This is a genomic window from Falsiroseomonas sp. E2-1-a4 (genome assembly GCF_051433165.1).
Classification (GTDB): Bacteria; Pseudomonadota; Alphaproteobacteria; order Acetobacterales; family Acetobacteraceae; genus Falsiroseomonas.
This window is the reverse complement of sequence record NZ_JBHMFS010000010.1, coordinates 173,868-191,740: the sequence shown is the minus strand read 5'-3', so window position 1 is coordinate 191,740 and position 17,873 is coordinate 173,868. Positions and strand designations below refer to the sequence as shown.

General features: G+C 69.0%; 16 protein-coding genes. 13 read left to right on the top strand and 3 right to left on the bottom strand.

Annotation, left to right across the window (positions count from 1 at the left end):
- Window positions 1-115: 115 nt before the first annotated feature.
- Genes ACFHNC_RS13345 through ACFHNC_RS13325 form a run of 5 tightly spaced genes read left to right on the top strand, consistent with a single transcriptional unit; the run spans window position 116 to window position 5,547 of the window.
- Entirely contained in the window at window positions 116-1,213 is a 1,098-nt protein-coding gene (locus tag ACFHNC_RS13345) for an ABC transporter ATP-binding protein (RefSeq protein WP_437169705.1), read from the top strand.
- A gap of 19 nt (window positions 1,214-1,232) precedes the next feature.
- Window positions 1,233-2,516 (top strand): ABC transporter substrate-binding protein, encoded by a 1,284-nt coding sequence (locus ACFHNC_RS13340; protein WP_437169704.1) that lies wholly within the window; start codon window positions 1,233-1,235, stop codon window positions 2,514-2,516.
- Window positions 2,517-2,532: 16 nt separating this feature from the next.
- On the top strand, window positions 2,533-3,822 hold the full coding sequence (locus ACFHNC_RS13335) for an ABC transporter substrate-binding protein (protein WP_437169703.1): 1,290 nt from the start codon (window positions 2,533-2,535) through the stop codon (window positions 3,820-3,822).
- 10 nt (window positions 3,823-3,832) lie between these two features.
- Entirely contained in the window at window positions 3,833-4,708 is an 876-nt protein-coding gene (locus ACFHNC_RS13330) for a carbohydrate ABC transporter permease (protein WP_437169702.1), read from the top strand.
- Window positions 4,705-5,547, top strand: a complete 843-nt coding sequence (locus ACFHNC_RS13325) for a carbohydrate ABC transporter permease (RefSeq protein WP_437169701.1) — start codon at window positions 4,705-4,707, stop codon at window positions 5,545-5,547. Before ACFHNC_RS13330 ends, ACFHNC_RS13325 begins: the two co-directional genes overlap by 4 nt.
- On the opposite strand, the gene iolE is transcribed toward ACFHNC_RS13325, so the two are convergent.
- Window positions 5,540-6,403: a myo-inosose-2 dehydratase gene (gene iolE, locus ACFHNC_RS13320; RefSeq protein WP_437169714.1), complete on the bottom strand. Its 864-nt coding sequence runs from the start codon at window positions 6,401-6,403 to the stop codon at window positions 5,540-5,542. The genes ACFHNC_RS13325 and iolE overlap by 8 nt on opposite strands.
- Window positions 6,404-6,408: 5 nt before the next feature.
- Window positions 6,409-8,247, bottom strand: coding sequence for a 3D-(3,5/4)-trihydroxycyclohexane-1,2-dione acylhydrolase (decyclizing) (iolD, locus tag ACFHNC_RS13315; RefSeq protein ID WP_437169700.1), 1,839 nt, complete (start codon window positions 8,245-8,247; stop codon window positions 6,409-6,411).
- 89 nt (window positions 8,248-8,336) lie between these two features.
- Between iolD and iolG the strand changes: the two genes are divergently transcribed.
- The 7 genes from iolG to ACFHNC_RS13280 all read left to right on the top strand — a co-directional run bounded on the left by iolG (window position 8,337) and on the right by ACFHNC_RS13280 (window position 15,941).
- Window positions 8,337-9,323, top strand: coding sequence for an inositol 2-dehydrogenase (gene iolG, locus ACFHNC_RS13310; RefSeq protein ID WP_437169699.1), 987 nt, complete (start codon window positions 8,337-8,339; stop codon window positions 9,321-9,323).
- Window positions 9,320-10,099, top strand: coding sequence for an SDR family oxidoreductase (locus tag ACFHNC_RS13305; RefSeq protein ID WP_437169698.1), 780 nt, complete (start codon window positions 9,320-9,322; stop codon window positions 10,097-10,099). Before iolG ends, ACFHNC_RS13305 begins: the two co-directional genes overlap by 4 nt.
- On the top strand, window positions 10,096-10,878 hold the full coding sequence (locus ACFHNC_RS13300) for an inositol monophosphatase family protein (protein ID WP_437169697.1): 783 nt from the start codon (window positions 10,096-10,098) through the stop codon (window positions 10,876-10,878). Before ACFHNC_RS13305 ends, ACFHNC_RS13300 begins: the two co-directional genes overlap by 4 nt.
- A gap of 94 nt (window positions 10,879-10,972) precedes the next feature.
- Window positions 10,973-12,007: an ABC transporter substrate-binding protein gene (locus ACFHNC_RS13295; protein WP_437169696.1), complete on the top strand. Its 1,035-nt coding sequence runs from the start codon at window positions 10,973-10,975 to the stop codon at window positions 12,005-12,007.
- Between the two features lie 67 nt (window positions 12,008-12,074).
- Entirely contained in the window at window positions 12,075-14,282 is a 2,208-nt protein-coding gene (locus tag ACFHNC_RS13290; protein ID WP_437169695.1) for an ABC transporter permease, read from the top strand.
- Window positions 14,283-14,286: 4 nt separating this feature from the next.
- Window positions 14,287-15,330 carry an ABC transporter ATP-binding protein gene (locus ACFHNC_RS13285; RefSeq protein WP_437169694.1) on the top strand — a complete coding sequence of 348 codons (1,044 nt, stop codon included), beginning with the start codon at window positions 14,287-14,289 and terminating at the stop codon, window positions 15,328-15,330.
- Window positions 15,331-15,335: 5 nt separating this feature from the next.
- Complete coding sequence (locus ACFHNC_RS13280) at window positions 15,336-15,941, top strand: 2-hydroxychromene-2-carboxylate isomerase (protein WP_437169693.1); 606 nt, start codon at window positions 15,336-15,338, stop codon at window positions 15,939-15,941.
- Here the strand turns inward: ACFHNC_RS13280 and ACFHNC_RS13275 are convergent.
- Window positions 15,929-17,257 carry a D-amino acid dehydrogenase gene (locus ACFHNC_RS13275; RefSeq protein WP_437169692.1) on the bottom strand — a complete coding sequence of 443 codons (1,329 nt, stop codon included), beginning with the start codon at window positions 17,255-17,257 and terminating at the stop codon, window positions 15,929-15,931. The genes ACFHNC_RS13280 and ACFHNC_RS13275 overlap by 13 nt on opposite strands.
- A gap of 56 nt (window positions 17,258-17,313) precedes the next feature.
- On the opposite strand from ACFHNC_RS13275, the gene ACFHNC_RS13270 reads away from it, so the two are divergent.
- Window positions 17,314-17,751: an Lrp/AsnC family transcriptional regulator gene (locus tag ACFHNC_RS13270; protein WP_437169691.1), complete on the top strand. Its 438-nt coding sequence runs from the start codon at window positions 17,314-17,316 to the stop codon at window positions 17,749-17,751.
- Window positions 17,752-17,873 lie beyond the last annotated feature (122 nt).

Below are 17,873 nucleotides of genomic sequence, written 5' to 3'. Positions count from 1 at the left end.
CCATGCCGCGAGGCGCGGCGCGATAGATCCACGCGCGGCGACGCGCGATAAGGCTGTCATCGCGCTAACTCCGAAGCGTCATCGCACTGTCATGGCAAGCAGCTAAACGCCCGCCATGTCAGATACCCCTGCCACACAGGGCCAACTTCGCCTGACCGGCGTGGCCAAATCCTTCGGGTCCGCCCAGGCGCTGCGTGACGTGACGCTGTCCGCGGCGCCCGGCACCTTCCTGGTGCTGCTCGGCCCCTCCGGCTGCGGCAAATCGACGCTGCTGCGCGTGCTGGCGGGGCTGGAGGCGCCGACGGGCGGTCAGGTCTTCATCAATGGGCGCGACGCGACGGGGCTGGCCCCCGCATCCCGCGGCATCGCCATGGTGTTCCAATCCTACGCGCTGTTCCCGCATCTGTCGGTCGCCGAGAACATCATCTTCGGCCTGCGCGCCCGCGGCGTGGCCCGCGCCGAGCGTGATGCAAGGCTGTCCCGCACCGCGCAGATGATGGGCCTGGCGCAACTGCTGGACCGCCGGCCCGCGCAACTCTCCGGCGGCCAGCAGCAGCGCGTGGCGCTGGCGCGCGCCGTGGTGGCAGAAGCGCCGATCTGCCTGATGGATGAACCGCTTTCCAATCTCGACGCCAAGCTGCGGGCGGAGATGCGGCGCGAGATCCGCGCGCTGCAACAGCGCCTCGGCATCACCATGGTCTATGTCACCCACGACCAGGCCGAGGCGATGAGCATGGCCGACCAGGTGGTGCTGATGCGGGACGGCCAGGTGGAGCAGGACGCAACGCCCGCCGAGCTCTACGCCCGCCCCGCCACCACCTTCGCCGCCAGCTTCATCGGCACCCCGCCCATGTCCCTGCTGCGCCTGGTGCCCGGTGCGCAGGGTGCGGAAGTGGCCGGTGCGCCGGGCCTCACCGTGGCCCACGCGGCCGCCACCGGCGCCACGCTGGGCATCAGGCCGGAGGAGGTGACGCCGACCGATGGCGCCGGGCTTCCGGTGCGCGTCCTCGCCGCGGAATTCCTCGGCGCCGAGACCGTGCTGGCCTGTGCGGTCGGCGACGGCGCGGAGGTGATGCAGGCGCGCATCCCCGGCCATCACGCCATGCCCACGGGCACGCATCTCCGGCTGCGCCTGCCGCCCGCACTGCATCTCTTCGACGCCAAGACCGGCCGGCGCCTGCCGGAACCGGTGCGCGAAACCGCCTACGCCTGACAACAGGAGCGCCCTTCACATGACCATCACACGTCGCCTGGCCCTCGGCAGCCTCGCCGCCGCCCCACTGCTCGCAGCCCCCGCCCTGCGCGCGCAGTCCCCCGTCGAGATCGTGTTCAACTATCCGATCGCGGTGGGCGGCCCGATCACCCGCATCATCGACGGCTATTGCGAGGATTTCGCCCGCGAGAACCCCGGCTTCCGCGTGAAGCCGATCTATGCCGGCAGCTACCAGGACACGCTGACAAAGACGCTGACGGCGATGCGCGGCGGTGATGCGCCGCATCTGGCCTGCCTGCTCTCCGTCGATATCTTCACCCTGATCGGCGAAGACGCAGTGCTGGCCTGGGACGATCTGCCCGGCGCCGAGAAGCCCTGGCTCGACAGCTTCTATCCGGGCTTCCTGGAAAACAGCCGCACTGGCGGCAAGACCTGGGGCATTCCGTTCCAGCGTTCGACCGTGGTGCTGTACTGGAACAAGGAAGCCTTCCGCGAGGCCGGGCTGAACCCGGAGACGCCGCCCGCCGATTGGGCGCAGCAGGTGGAATTCGCGCAGAAGCTGACCAAGCGCCAGGGCGATGCCACCAGCCAGTGGGGCATGCAGATCCCGTCCTCCGGCTTCCCCTACTGGCTGTTCCAGGGCCTGACGACGCAGAACGACGTCCGCCTGATGAACGCCGAGGGCAACCGTACTTTCTACAATGATCCGAAGGTGGCGGAGGCGCTGCAGTATTGGATGGACCTGTCCATGAAGCACCGCGTGCACCCCACGGGCATCGTCGAATGGGGCACCACGCCCCGCGACTTCTTCGAGCGCAAGGTGGCGATTATGTGGACCACCACGGGTAATCTGACGAATGTCCGGGCCAACGCCCCCTTCCCCTTCGGCGTCGGCATGCTGCCCGCCGGCAAGCGCCGCGGCAGCCCGACCGGCGGCGGCAATCTGTATGTCTTCAAATCCGCCAGTGCGGCCCAGCGCGAAGGTGCGGTGAAGTTCGCACGCTTCCTGACGACGCCGGAGCGCGCCGCGCAATGGGGCATCGACACCGGCTATGTCGCCGTTACCCCCGCGGCCTTCGAGACGCCGGCGATGCGCGCCCATGTGGCCGGCTTCCCCGCCGCCGCCGTGGCGCGTGACCAGCTTGAGCACGCCGTGGCTGAGCTCTCCACGCAGGAGAACCAGCGCGTGACCAAAGCGCTGAACGACAACCTCCAGGCAGCCCTCACCGGCCGCAAGCAGGCCGCACCGGCCATGGCCGACGCGCAGGCCGAGGCCGAGCGCATCCTCCGCAGCTACCGCTGAGAAAGGATCTCTTCCCATGACGCAGATCACCCGTCGCGCCGCGCTTATCGCCGGCGCCAGCCTGCTCGCCACGCCGTCCCTGCTGCGCGCGCAGACCGCGCAGGAGCTGAGCTTCTACTACCCGATCGCCATCGGCGGCCCGGTGCCGCGCATCATCGACGGCTATTGCGAAGCCTTCCAGCGTGAAACCGGCATCAAGGTGAACCCGGTCTATGCGGGCAGCTACGGCGAGACGCTGACCAAGGCCGTCACTGCCATCCGTGGCGGCGCCGGGCCGCATTTCTCCGTGCTGCTGGCGGCCGAGCTGCACAGCCTGCGCGACATGGACATCCTCGCCCCGATCGAGGACATCGATGCCAGCGCCGAGACCGCTGCCTGGCTCGGCGGCTTCTTCCCCGCCTTCCTGGCGAACAGCAAGGCGGAGGCGAAGACCTGGTCGGTGCCGTTCCAGCGCTCCACCAGCGTCTATTACTACAACAAGGACCAGTTCCGCGAAGTCGGGCTGAACCCGGATGCGCCGCCCGCCACCTGGGCGCAGCTGGTCGAGGCCGGGCAGAAGCTGACCCGCCGCGAGGGCTCCGCGCGCTGGGGCGTGCAGATGGCGACCAATTCTGGCACGGCGCAATGGACCTTCGGCGCGCTCGCCAACCAGGTGAACCACCAGTTGATGAATGCGGCCGGCACCGAGGTGTTCTTCAACCATCCCCGCGCCATCGAGGCCGCCGCGTTCTGGCGCGCCATGGCCTATGACCACCGCATCCAGCCGCAGGGGCTGACCGACTGGGCCACGCTGGCGCCGAGCTTCCTGAACGGCACCGCCAGCATGATCTGGAACACCACCGGCAACCTGACCAACATCCGCACCAATGCGCGCTTCGATTTCGGCGTCGCCGGGCTGCCGGGCAAGGACGGCCCGCGTACCGTGGTGGGCGGCGGCAATCTTTATGTCTTCAAGAATGCCAGCCCGGCCGAGCGTGCTGCCGCGCTGCGCTTCATGCGCTTCCTGACGCAGCCGGAACTGGCCGCCGATTGGTGCATCAAGACCGGCTACCTGGCCGTGCGCCCGGATGCGTGGGAAACCGAGAACCTGCGCCGCTACAGCGCCGAATTCCCGGCCGCCACCGTCGCCAAGAACCAGCTGCCGGTCGCGGTGGGAGAGCTTTCCACCTACGAGAACCAGCGCGTCTACAAGGCGCTGAACGACAACCTCCAGGCGCTGCTGGCCGGCAGCAAATCTGCGCAGCAGGCGATGGCCGATGCGCAGGCCGAGGCCGACCGCGTGCTGCGCCCGTTCCGCCGCGCCTGAGACCGCGCTGATGCCCAGCCGCACCACGCTGCACGCCTGGCTGATGCTGACGCCGGCGCTGGTGCTGCTGGTGGGCTTCACGCATTACCCGGCGGTGGCCACGCTGTGGCATTCGCTGTTCACCACGCCGCGGGCCAACCGGCCCGCGCGCTTCGTCGGTGCGGAGAACTACCAGATCCTCGCGGAGGATCCGGTGTTCTGGCAGGCGCTGTGGAACAACATGATCTACGCGGGCGCCACCATCCCGCTATCCATCGGGCTGTCGCTGGCCATGGCGGTCTGGGTGAACGGCAAGCTCCGCGGCCGCACCGCGCTGCGCATCGCCTATTTCACGCCGACCGTGCTGCCGATGATCGCGGTCGCGAATCTGTGGCTGTTCTTCTACACGCCCGATTACGGCCTGCTGGACCAGATCACCGGCGCCCTGTTCGGCTGGGGGCCGACCAATTGGATCGGGCAGCGGGAGACCGCGCTCGGCGCCATGATCGTGATCGCCGTCTGGAAGGAAGCCGGCTTCTTCATGATCTTCTACCTCGCGGCCCTCCAGGCGATTTCGCCCAATCTGTATGAGGCCGCTGCAATCGAGGGGGCGTCGCGCGCGCGGGTGTTCTTCCGCGTGACGCTGCCGCTGCTGGGGCCGACCACGCTGTTCATCGCGGTGAATGCGGTGATCAACGGCTTCCGGCTGGTGGACCACATCATCGTCATGACGCGCGGCGGGCCGGACAACGCCACGGCGCTGCTGCTGACCCATATCTACGACCTCGGCTTCCGCTTCTGGGATACGGCGGCAGCCTCGGCGGCGACAGTGGTGCTGCTGGTGATCCTGGCGCTGACGGCGGCGCTGCAATTCGTCTTCGCCGCCAAGCGGGTGCATTACCGATGAGCGCCACAACCCTGACCCAGGCTCCCGCCCTGCCCCGCCTCGGCACGCTGCTGGAAACCGCGGCCGCCTGGCTGCTGGCGCTGGTCTGGGTGGCGCCGCTGCTTTACGCGCTCTGGGCCGCTTTCCACCCCACGGGTTATTCGACGCGCTTTGAATTATTCGCACCCCTGACGCTGTCGAACTTTGCCTCCGCCTGGGAAGCCGCGCCCTTCGCGCGCTATTTCCTGAACACCTTCGCCCTGGTGACGATGGTGTTGGTCGCGCAATTCGTGCTGTGCACGCTCGCCGCCTTCGCCTTCGCCCGCGCCGCCTTCCCTGGCAGCAGCATCCTGTTCGGGCTGGTGCTGCTCCAATTGATGATCATGCCGGACATCCTGCTGGTCGAGAATTACCGCACGATGCGCGCGCTCGGGCTGGTGGACACCATCCTCGCCATCGGTCTGCCCTACATGGCCAGCGCCTTCGGCATCTTCCTGCTGCGACAAACCTTCAAGCAGGTGCCGAAGGAGTTGGAGGAAGCGGCGCGGGTGGAGGGCTGCGGCACGCTCGGCATTCTGCTGCGCGTCTATGTGCCGCTGGCGAAGCCGACCTACCTCGCCTATGGGCTGACCAGCGTGTCCTACCACTGGAACAACTTCCTCTGGCCACTGGTCATCACCAACAGCGTGGAGACGCGGCCGCTGACGGTGGGGCTTTCGGTGTTCGCCTCCACGGACCAGGGCATCGACTGGGCGATCATCAGCGCGGCGACGCTGATGACCTCCGCGCCGCTACTGATCGGCTTCCTGCTGTTCCAGCGTCAGTTCGTGCAGTCCTTCATGCGCGCCGGGATCAAGTAACTCGGGCAAGATAGTCGTGGCCCATCCGCGCATAGGTCAGCGGATGCGCCTTCGCCGGGTCCTGCTCCGCCTCCACCACCAGCCAGCCCTCGTAATCGGGTAGTTGTGCGAAGACCGCCGGATAGTCCACGCAGCCATCGCCGGGCACAGTGAATACGCCTTCCAGCACGGCATCGAGGAAGGACAGGCCGCGCGCCTTCACATCCGCCATCACGCCCGGACGGATATCCTTGCAATGCACATGCACCACCCGCGCGGCATGGCGCCTGGCGGCGCGCACGGGGTCGCCACCCGCAAAAGTCAGGTGGCCGGTATCCAGCAGCAGGCCGACATCGCGCGTGCCTTGCATCAGCCGGTCCACCTCATCCTCCGCCTCGATCACCGTGCCCATGTGGTGGTGATAGGCCATGGTCAGGCCGCGCGCCTTCAGTCGCCGCGCCATCTCATCCAGCCGCGGCAGCAGCAGATCCCATTGCGCGCGGGTCATGATCGGGCGGCAGCTCAGCGCGGCCGCCTTCTGGCCATGCACGCTGCCGGTTACCTCGCACTGCACCATGGTGGTGCAGCCCAGGGCAGTGAGCAGCGCGATATGCGGCTCCGCGGCCGCCATCTCGGCGTCCACGTCGCGACTGAGAAGGTTCGAGCCATACCAACCCGAGACCAGCGCCAAGCCGTACGCATCCAGGATCGGCTTCAGCGCCGCGGCCTCACGCGGAAACTTGTTGCCCAGTTCCACGCCCGCGAAGCCAGCCAGCTTGGCTTCGGCAAGGCAGGTCTCGAGCGGGGTTTCCGCGCCGAGCTCCGGCATGTCGTCATTCGTCCAGGTCAGGGGATTGATCCCGAGCCGCACCCGCATCTTCGTCACGCTCCGCTACCCCGCTTGCGCAGGGCGGTTTCATAGGTCTGGCGAGCCGCTTCCTGCGCCGTGCCGCGCGGGGCCGCACTCACCGGCACCTCCCACCAGGCGCCGCCCTCCGCCGTGCTGGCGGCCGGATCCGTGTCGATCACCACCACGCTCGTGCGTTTGCTGGACAGCGCCTTGGGAAGCGCGGCCTCCAGCCCGGCGATGCCGTCCACCTTCACAGCCTGCGCGCCGAGTGCCGCGGCATGGGCGGCGAAATCCACGCGCGGCGCGGCGTCCGGCAGCAGGTTCAGAAAGGGCGCGCCGCCGGTCGCCCCTTGCAGGCGGCTGATGCAGCCAAAACCACGATTATCCAGCACCACGATGGTCAGCTTGGCGCCTAGTGCGACGCTGGTCGCGATCTCGCTGTTCATCATCAGGTAGCTGCCATCGCCGACCAGCACCACCACCTCCCGCTTCGGCGCCGCCAGCTTCACGCCCAGCCCGCCGGCGATCTCGTAGCCCATGCAGGAGAAGCCGTATTCGACGTGGTATGAGGCGGCGTCCCTCGCCCGCCATAGCTTGTGCAACTCCCCCGGCAGGCCACCGGCGGCGCAGACCACGATGCCATCCGAAGGCATCGCCCGGTTCACCGCGCCGAGCACCTGGGCATCCGAGGGCAAGCCCGCCTCACGCGGCTTCGGCGCGGCAGTAATCCGCTCGACGCTGCGGTGCCAGCGGCCGGTCGCGGTCACCGCCCTTTCCTGCCACGGCCGCGGCGCATCCCAGCGGCCGAGGCCGGCGCTCAGCGCCACCAGGCCGCGTAGCGCATCCGCCACCAGCGGCTGCGCGCCATGTTTTTGCGCATCGAAGCCGGCGACATTCAGGCCGAGGATGCGCGCGCCGCCGAACAGGGCGCGCGACCCGGTGGTGAAGTCCTGCAGCCGCGTACCGACCGCCAGCACCACATCCGCCTTCTCCGCCAGCGCATTCGCCGCCGCACTGCCGGTGACGCCGATGGCGCCGGCGTTGCGCGGGTGGTCCCAGGGCAGGCTGCCCTTGCCGGCCTGGGTCTCCGCCACCGGCACGGCGTGGCGATGCGCGAAGTCGGCCAGCGCGGACTCGGCGCCCGCATATTTCACGCCGCCGCCGGCCAGGATCAGCGGGCGCCTGGCGTCCCGCAGCAGGGCCACCGCGTCGGACAGTTCGTGCCGATCGGGTTCCGGCGCGCGAGGACGGTGCAGGCGCTTGCGGAAGAATTCCGTGGGCCAATCGAAGGCCTCGGTCTGCACATCCTGCGGGAAGGCGAGCGTGGCCGGGCCGCATTCCACCGGGTCCAGCAGCACCCGCAGTGCCGCCGGCAGCGCGACCAGGAGCTGCTCGGGCCGCATGATTCGGTCGAAGTAGCGGGAGACCGGCCGGAAGCAGTCATTGGCGGAGGCAGTGCCATCCCCGAAATTCTCGACCTGCTGCAACACCGGGTCCGGCTGGCGGCTGGCAAAAATGTCGCCGGGCAGCAACAGCACCGGCAGGCGGTTCACATGTGCCAGGGCGGCGGCGGTGACCATGTTGGTGGCGCCAGGCCCGATGGAGGTGGTGCAGGCCATCATCCGCCGCCGCGCATGCGTCTTCGCGTAGGCGATGGCGGCATGCGCCATGGCCTGCTCGTTATGGGCGCGAAAGGCCGGCAGGGACTTGCCCATGGCCTGCAGGGCCGGGCCAAGCCCCGCGACATTGCCATGGCCGAAAATCGCCCAGACGCCGCCGAAGATCGGCAGGGTGCGCCCATCCAGCTCGGTCATCTGGGCAGCCAGGAAGCGCCAGGTGGCCTCGGCGGCGGTCAGGCGTATGGTGGCCATGGATTCAGGTCCTGGACGTCATTGGCGGCGAGCCGGGGCAGAGTTACGATTTGATGACAGTCCCCACAAGCGGGCCGCCAGGAAACACCATGTTGCATTTCGCACAGTTTGGCGCCGGACGCATCGGCGCCATCCATGCCCAAAGCCTGGCCACGAGCGGCCTCGGACGGCTGCGCCACGTGGTCGACGTGCACGGGCCGGCCGCCCAGGCCCTGGCCGCGCGCCACGGCGCCCAGGTCTCGACGGTCGAGGCCGCGCTGGCGGACCCGCAGGTCGGCGCGGTGATCATCGCGAGTTCCACAGACACCCATGCGGATCTGATCATCGCCGCGGCCCGGGCCGGCAAGGCGATCTTCTGCGAGAAGCCGATCGACCTGTCGCTGGCCCGCGTCGACGCCTGCCTTGCCGCGGTGGAGGCCGCCGGCGTGCCCATGCTGGTCGGCTTCAACCGCCGCTTCGACCCGGATTTTGTCGAACTGCACCGCCGCATCCAGGCGGGCGCGATCGGCGCCGTCGAGCAGGTGGTGATCACCAGCCGCGATCCGGGGCCGCCGCCGGTCGCCTACATCAAGGTCTCGGGCGGGCTGTTCCGGGACATGACGATCCATGATTTCGACATGGCGCGCTGGATGCTGGGCGAAGAACCGGTCGAGGTCTTCGCCACTGGCTCCAACCTGGTGGACCCCGAGATCGGCGCGGCGGGCGATATCGATTCGGCCATGGTGGTGCTGAAGACGCCATCGGGCCGCATGGCCACCATCAACAACAGCCGCCGCGCGGCCTACGGTTACGACCAGCGGGTGGAGGTGCATGGCAGCCTCGGCCGGTTGATCGCCGGCAACCGGGTGGGCAGCACGGTGGAGCAGGCGGATGCCCAGGCCGTCTCCACCGAAAAGCCGCTGCACTTCTTTCTGGAACGCTATGCGATGGCCTATCGTGCCGAGATGCGGGCTTTCATCGAGGCGGTTACCAACGGCACGCCGATGCCGGTCGGCGCGGCGGATGGGCGGCAGGCGCTGGTGCTGGCCGATGCGGCGCTCCGCTCCATGGCCGAAGGCCGGGTGGTGCGGCTGTGAACATCCGCCTGCCCGGCCGCCGTATTCTCGTGACGGGCGGCACCCAGGGAATCGGCGAGGGCGTGGCGCTGGCCGCAGCAGAAGCCGGTGCCGCCGCCATCTGCATCACCGGCCGCAATGCCGCACGCGGCGCGCAGGTGGTGGAAAGGCTGCGCGGGCTGGGGGCTGCCGCGCACTTCGTTGCGGCGGACCTCGCGGATGCGGCGGCCACCGCCGGCATCCTGGCACAGGCCGAGGCAGAGCTGGGGCTGATCGACGGGCTGGTGAACGCCGCCGGGCTCACCGATCGCGGCACCATCCTCGACACCGATGCGGCGCTTTGGGACCGGCTATTCGCCGTGAATGCCCGCGCGCCCTTCCTGCTGACCCAGGCTTTTGCCCGGCGACTGGTGGCGGAGAAGCGGCGCGGCTCCATCGTCAACGTCATCACCATGTCGAGCCACGGCGGCCAGCCCTTCCTCACCGGCTACGCCTCCTCCAAGGGCGCGCTGGCGACGCTGACAAAAAACACCGCGCTTGGGCTGCGCCCGCACCGCATCCGGGTGAACGGCATCAATCTCGGCTGGGCCGACACGCCAGGCGAACACGCCATCCAGGCGAAGGATGGCAATCCGCCGGATTGGCGGGAACAGGCGGAACCGGCACAACCCTTCGGCCGGCTGATCCGCCCGGCGGATGTGGCCGGCCTCGCCACCTACCTGCTGTCCGACGCCGCGGAGATGATGACCGGCGCCTTGATCGACTTCGACCAGAACGTGATGGGAGCCTATGCGTGACCCGCGATGAGCTGAAGCACCGCATGGACGTCGCCGCCGCCATCGCGCAGGAGGCCGCTGCGCTGGCCTTCCAGATGCGCGCCAACGGCATGGCGGAAACCACCTTCAAGGGCGCGCAGGATTTCCTGACCGAGGCCGATGGCGCGACCGAAAGCTTCATCCGCGCCAAGCTCGCCCGGCACTTCCCGGATGATGCGATCATCGGCGAGGAACAGGGCGGCGCGGTGGTGGGGGACGGGCCGGTCTGGATTCTCGACCCGATCGACGGCACTTCGAACTTCTCCCGCGGCAGCGATCGCTGGTGCGTTTCCATCGGCATGGCGCGAGGCGGCCGCGCCGTGCTCGGCGCCATCGCCCGCTACGCCCCGGCCGAGGTGTTCGCGGGCGCCGAGGGCTGCGGCGCCACGCTGAACGGCGCGCCGATCCGCCCCGCCAGCACCACCGACATGCGCCGCGCCATCATCGAGGTTGGCTGGTCGAACCGGAAGCCGCTGGCGGATTTCCACAAGCTGGCCGAAGCCACCATGGCCGCCGGCGCCGGGCTGCGGGTGGGCGGGTCCGGCACGCTCGGGCTGGTGGAGACAGCGGTCGGGCGGCTGGATGCGTATATCGAAAGCCATATCAATTCCTGGGACGCCTGCGCCGCCATCGCCATCGCGCGGGAGGCCGGCTGCTGGATCAATGGCTTTGACAGCGGGGACTGGATTGCCTCCGGCAACCCCATCGGCATCGGCGCGCCGGCGCTGGGCGCGACACTGGCGGGGCTGATGAAGGCTTGAGGAACCGCTTGGCAGGGCCTTAACTGGAGTGTCACAAACAAGATATCGGACCGGCGTCATAACGCCGGCCATCCCAACGGAGGCTACCCCGTCCATGTCGATCCCCCGCCGCCTTCTAGCCACCGGCTTCGCCGTCACCCTCACCGCCCTGCTGCCGGCCGCCGCCAGCGCGCAAGGCAACCTGACCGTCTATTGCTCGGTGCAGGAGGAATGGTGCCGCCCGATGATGCAGGCGTTCGAGCGCGCCACCGGCGTGCGCGTCGCCATGACGCGCAAATCCTCCGGCGAGACGATGACGCAGATCCGCGCCGAGGCCGCCAACCCGCGCGGCGATGTCTGGTGGGGCGGCACCGGCGACCCGCACATGCAGGCGGGCGAGGAGAACCTGACCGCCGAATACCGGTCCCCGCGCATGTCCGAGCTGCATGATTGGGCGACCCGCCAGGCCGAACAGGCGCGCTTCCGCACCATCGGCATCTATGCCGGCGCGCTGGGCTATTCCTACAATACGACGGAGCTGACGCGCCGCCGCATCGCCGCGCCGACCTGCTGGGCGGATCTGGCGAAGCCGGAGTTCCGCGGTGAGATCCAGGTGGCGGACCCCAACACCAGCGGCACTGCCTACACCATGCTGGCCACGCTGCTGCAGGTGATGGGGGAGGAGCCGGCCTTCACCTTCCTCAGCGCCATGCATCGCAACGTGAACCAGTACACCCGCTCCGGCGCCGCGCCAGCCCGCGCGGCCGCGACTGGGGAAACGCTGGTCGGCATCACCTTCCTGCACGATGCGGTGGCGCAGAAGGTCAACGGCGCGCCGGTGGAGATCGTCGCCCCTTGTGAGGGCACCGGCTACGAGATCGGGTCCATGTCCATCATCCGCGGTGCGCGGAACATGGAGAATGCGCAGCGCTTCTATGACTGGGCGCTGACGGCGGAGGCGCAGGCCATCGCCGCCCAGGCCAATGCCTTCCAGCTTCCCTCCAACCGCAACGCGCCGATTCCGCCGCAGGCGCCGCGCTTCGAGAATATCCGCCTGATCGACTACGATTTCGCGCGCTGGGGTTCGGCGGCGGAACGGACCCGCGTGATCAGCCGCTGGGAGCGTGAGGTGCGCGCCGGCGCCCGCTGATTTTTGGGCACGGGCCGGGGCATGTCCCGGCCCGACTTGCATTTGACCACCCCGGATAGGCTCTGACATGGGCGCCCTGACCCTGGCTCGCGCCGCGCTGATCTGCGCGACGCTCGGCCTGTTCCTCGCCCCCTGGCATGGCCTGCAGGATGGCTTGTCCGAACTTGCCGCCTGGCCGGGCGGCAGCGCGGCGCCGCTGGTGGCGCTGCTGCTGGATGGCAGTCGCTGGTGGCTGTGGCCGGTGGCGATGCTGCTGGCACTCGCCGCGCCTGCCCTGCTGCGCAAGCGCGCGGCAGGCCTCGCCTGGATCGGCGCGGGGCTGGTGCTGGTGGTGTTCGGCGCCGGCTACGCCATCGGGCTGAACGGGTTGAACTGGGGTTGGCTGGCGCCGCTGCTCGGGGCGCCGCCGGCGCAACCCTCGCTGGGCTGGGGCGCGCTGCTGGTGCTGGCGGGTGGCATCGGCATGTTCGCCGCGGGCCAGGCGGCGCGCGGGCGGTTCGGCGCGGATGCCTTCGTGGCCTTCCTGGTCTGCGGCTGCGGCTTCCTGCTGGTGCTGTTCGTCTTCCTGCCGCTGGTGAAAATGCTCTCGGCCGCCTTGTACGAGGATGGCCGGCTGGCACCTGCCGCCTTCGGTGCAAGGCTGGTGGCGCCGGAGGCCTGGAGCCTCGCCTGTCTCTCCACCCATGCAGGCTGCGGCGTGGTGTGGAACACGCTGCTGCTGGCGAGCCTGACGGCGGTGATCTCCACCTTGCTCGGCCTCGCCTTCGCCTTGTTGGCGGTGCGCGGCGGCACGCGCGGGCCGGTCAGCGCCGGCGCCTTCCGCGCCATGACCATCCTGCCGCTGATCACGCCGCCCTTCGTCGTGTCGCTGGCCCTGATCGTGCTGTTCGGCCGCACCGGCATCGTCACCGGCTTCATGTGGGACTGGTTCGACATTCCGCGCAGCCGCTGGATCTACGGCCTGCCGGGCGTGCTGATGGCGCAGGTGCTGGCCCAGGCGCCGATCGCCTTCCTGCTGCTGGACGGCGCGCTGCGCGCGATCTCACCGAGCCTGGAGGAAGCGGCCTCCACCATGGGCGCGCGGCGCATGCGCGTGTTCCGCACCGTCACCTGGCCGCTGCTGAAGCCGGCGCTGGCCGCGGCCTTCCTGCTGGCCTTCGTCGAAAGCCTGGCGGATTTCGGCAACCCGCTGGTGCTAGGCGGTGACTTCGACGTGCTGTCCACCCGCATCTTCTTCGCCATCGCGGGCGCCCGGCATGATCCTGGCCGCGCAGCAGCGCTGGCTTTGCTGCTGCTGGCGCTCACCTTCGGCGCCTTTGCGCTGCAGGCGTGGTGGCTCGGCAAGCGGCGCTACACCACCGTGACCGGCAAGGGCGACAGCGGCCTGCCGGCGGCGCTGCCGAAGGGGCTGAAATTCACCTGCGCCGCGGTGGCCTGGCCCTGGATGATCTTCACCGGCGCCGTCTATGGCATCATCCTGATCGGCGGATTCGTGCATGACATCGGCCGTGGCGACCTGTCCTTCACCTGGCGGCATCTCGGCACCGGCTTCGAAGTGGGGTGGTTCGATGGCGCGCCGGCCTTCCTCGGCAGCGCCTGGGACAGCCTGTTCACCACCATCCAGGTCGCGGCCATCTCCGCACCGCTGACGGCGGGGCTGGGCATCCTGCTGGCCTGGCTGATCGCCCGCCAGAACTTCCCGGGACGGCGCGGGCTGGAATTCATGACCATGCTGTCCTTCGCCATCCCCGGCACGGTGGTTGGCGTGTCCTACATCATGGCCTTCAACGTGCCGCCGGTGGAACTCACCGGGACGGCGCTGATCCTCGTTATCTGCTTCGTCTTCCGCAATTTGCCGGTCGGCGTGCGCGGCGGCATCGCGGCCCTGGCGCAGATCGACAAGTCGCTCGACGAAGCGAGTGCCACCATGGGCGGCGGCGCCTTCCAGACGTTGCGCCGCGTGGTGCTGCCACTGCTGCGGCCGGCCATTGTCGCTGCGCTGGCCTATTCCTTCGTCACCGCGATGACGGCGGTGTCTGCCGTGATCTTCCTGGTCTCGGCGCGGCACAACCTCGCCACCGTCTATATCGTGGGCCGGGTGGAGGCGGGCGAAATGGCGCTCGCCATCGCCTATTCCACCGTGCTGATCGTCATCATGCTGGTGATGGTGCTGGGCATCGAAAAGCTGGTCGGCCGCGCGCGCATCGGCCGCGGAAGCGGCGTTGGTCCAAACATCCGCGGCAGCGCCCCACCCCCCATCCGCGCCGGAGCCTGAACCCATGTCGGACATTGCCATTCGCTTCGACCGGGTGACCAAGGCCTTCGGGACGATGCGCGCCGTGGATGAGGTGTCGCTGAATCTGCCGCGCGGTGCGCTGGTGACGCTGCTCGGCCCCTCCGGCTGCGGCAAGACCACCACGCTGCGGCTGGTGGCGGGGCTGGAACTGCCGACCGGCGGGCGGATCGAGATCGAGGGGCGCGACGTCACCGGGCTTTCCGCCGCGGAACGCCGCATCGCCATGGTGTTCCAGTCCTATGCACTGTTTCCGCATATGAATGTGCTGGAGAACGTCTCCTACGGCCTGCTGGTGAACGGCGCGCGCAAGGCCTCGGCGGAGGCGGAAGCCAACGCCATGCTGACGACGTTGGGGCTGGAGGGGCTGGGCCAGCGACTGCCCTCGGAGCTTTCGGGCGGCCAGCAGCAGCGCGTGGCGGTGGCGCGCGCTTTGGTGCTGCGGCCCAAGGTGCTGCTGTTCGACGAGCCGCTATCGAACCTCGATGCCCGCCTGCGGCGGCGGGTGCGGGAGGATATCCGCGACCTGCAACGCAAGCTCGGCCTGTCCGTGGTCTATGTGACGCATGACCAGCAGGAGGCGCTGGCCGTCTCCGACCTGGTCTGCGTGATGCGCGCCGGCAAGATCGCGCAGATGGGCACGCCGACGGAACTGTATGACGACCCGGCGGATGGCTTCATCGCCGACTTCATGGGCGAGGCGAATGTGCTGGCCGGCGAGGTTCTGGCGCCTGGCCGCATCGCGCTGGGTGGAATCGAGTTGGATGTGACGATGCGCGCGCATCCGCCCGGCCCGGCAAAGATCGCGGTGCGTCCCGAATCCATCCTCCCGCAGCCGGAGGGCGCGCCCGGCCTGCCCGGCCGCATCCAGCGCGCCGCCTTCCTCGGCCAGACGCGGGAGTATGAGGTGGAGACGGCCGCAGGTACGCTGTTCGTGGTAACGCCGGCGGCAAGCCCGGCCTTCGCGATGGGCGAGGCGGTGTCCTGCCGGTTGGACCGGGTGATCCCGCTGCGCGACGGAACAGGATGAGCACCATGCAGATCGACTACTACCTCTCCCTCGGCAGCCCATGGACCCATCTGGGCGCGGCGCGGATCGAGGCCCTGGCGGCACAGCACGGCGCCACCATCCGGCCGATCCCGTGCGATTTCGGCGGCACGGTCTTCCCGGCCTCCGGCGGCCTGCCCCTGCCGAAGCGCAGCCCGCAGCGCCAGGCCTACCGGATGCAGGAATTGCGGCGGTGGCGGGAGGCGCTGGGCATTCCCATTCACCTTCAGCCGAAGCATTTCCCCTGCGACGAATCCTTCTCCGCCGCCTGCGTCATCGCCGTGCGCGAAACCCGGGGCGACGGCCCTGCCCTGCGCCTCGCGCACCGCATCCTGAAGGCGCTGTGGGAGGAGGAGGCCAATCCAGCGGACCGGGACACGCTGACGCGGCTGATCGCCGAAACCGGCCTGGACGCGGACGCCGTCACGGCGCTGGCCGCGGACCCGCGCTGGGCGGAGATACGCCAAGCCGACAGCCAGGCGGCACTCGCCCGCGGTGTCTTCGGCGCGCCGAGCTATGTGATCGGCGACGACATTTTTTGGGGGCAGGACCGGCTGGAATTCGTGGCGAAGCGCCTCGCTCAGGACGCGTAGCGGGCAAGAGCAAGGTCGCTGGCGTCGATATCCGGCGCCTTGCCGCTCATCAGATCGGCCAGCACCCGGCCCGATCCACAGGCCATGGTCCAGCCCAACGTGCCGTGGCCGGTATTGAGGAACAGGTTCGGGTAGCGCGTCGCGCCGACCACCGGCGTGCCATCCGGCGTCATCGGCCGCAGCCCGGTCCAGAAGCTGGCCTTGGCCACGTCGCCGCCGCGTGGGAACAGATCCGTCACCGTATGTTCCAGCGTGCGCCGGCGCGGCCCGCGCAGCGTGTCGGAGAAGCCGGCGATCTCCGCCGTGCCGCCGACGCGGATGCGGTCGCCGAGGCGGGTGACGGCGATCTTGAAGGTCTCATCCATCACGGTGGAGACCGGCGCGCCCTCCGGGTCCGTCACCGGCAGGGTCAGCGAATAGCCCTTCACGGGATAGACCGGCACATGCAGGCCCAGCGGCCGCAGCAGTTTCGGCGCGAAGCTGCCGAGCGCGACCACGTAGCGATCCGCCATCACCTGGCCCTGGCTGGTGGCGATGGCCGTCACCTCGCCCGCATTTGTCTCGATGCCCTGGATGGTGATGCCGTGGCGGAACTTCACGCCGGCCACTTCGGCCAGGGCGGCCAGTCGCTGGGTGAACAGGAAGGCGTCGCCCGTCTCATCCCCCGGCAGGCGCAACCCGCCCACATACTTGCCCTCGACGAAGCGCAGCGCCGGTTCCACGGCGGCGCAGCCGGCGGCGTCCAGCACCTCATAGGGCACCTTGAACTGGTCGAGCACGGTGGTGTCGTTCGGCACCAGATCGAGCTGCTTCTGGGTGCGGAACAATTGCAGCGTGCCCTGGGTGCGCTGGTCGTACTGGATGCCGGTGGCGCCCCGCAGGTCGCGCAGGCAATCCCGCGAATACTCGGCCAGCCGCACCATGCGCGACTTGTTGAGGTTGTAGGCATCCTCGGTGCAATTCGCGAGCAGGCGGGCCATCCAGCCATAGAGCCGCGTATCCAGCAGCGGCCAGACCACCAGGGGGCGGTGGTGCATCATCAGCCATTTCAGCGCCTTCACCGGAATGCCCGGCCCGGCCCAGGGCGCCGAATAGCCGGGCGAGACCTGGCCGGCATTGGCGAAGCTGGTCTCCATGCCTGGCGCCGGCTGGCGGTCCAGCACCGTCACCTCATGCCCCGCCTGGGCCAGGTACCAGGCGCTGGCCACACCCACCACGCCGCTGCCGAGCACGACCACGCGCATCTTCGTCATCCTTTGCGAAGCATGAAGATAGACGGTGAATCCAGCGAATTTCTTGCCGCATCGTCGCAGCATTGCTCGCCAAAGGGCGCGATGCGCAATATTCTGCGAAGAATTCGTGGAATCTACTGATGGACGAGATCGACCGCGCTATCATCCGCACGCTGCGCGCCGATGGCCGCATGCCGAACGCTGCGCTGGCCGCAGCGGTGGGGCTTTCGCCATCCGCCTGCCTGCGCCGGCTACGGCTGCTGGAAACGCGGGGAATCATCCGTGGCTACACCGTGCTGGTCGACGAGCCCTTCTCCGCCGGCGTCGTCACGGTGATCGTGCAGATCACGCTCGAGCGGCAGACGGATGACCATCTGCGGCGCTTCGAGGATGCGGTGCGGCGCTGCCCCGAAGTCCGCCAATGCCACCTGATGACCGGCATCGCCGACTACCTTTTGCGCGTGGAGGCGCGGGATGCGGCGGATTACGAGCGCATCCACAAGGAAGCGCTGTCCCGCATGCCCGGCGTCGCCCGCATCCAGTCGAGCTTCGCCATCCGCACGGTGATCCGCGGGTGACAAGTTCCACCGTGGCGCCATCACCGCCCTGAATGGTCGCCATCGCCGCCAGGCGCTGGCGGGCGGGCGCCGCGAGGCCCACCTCAGGGTCAACAGCGGCGCCATCCGTGCCGCCCGCATTC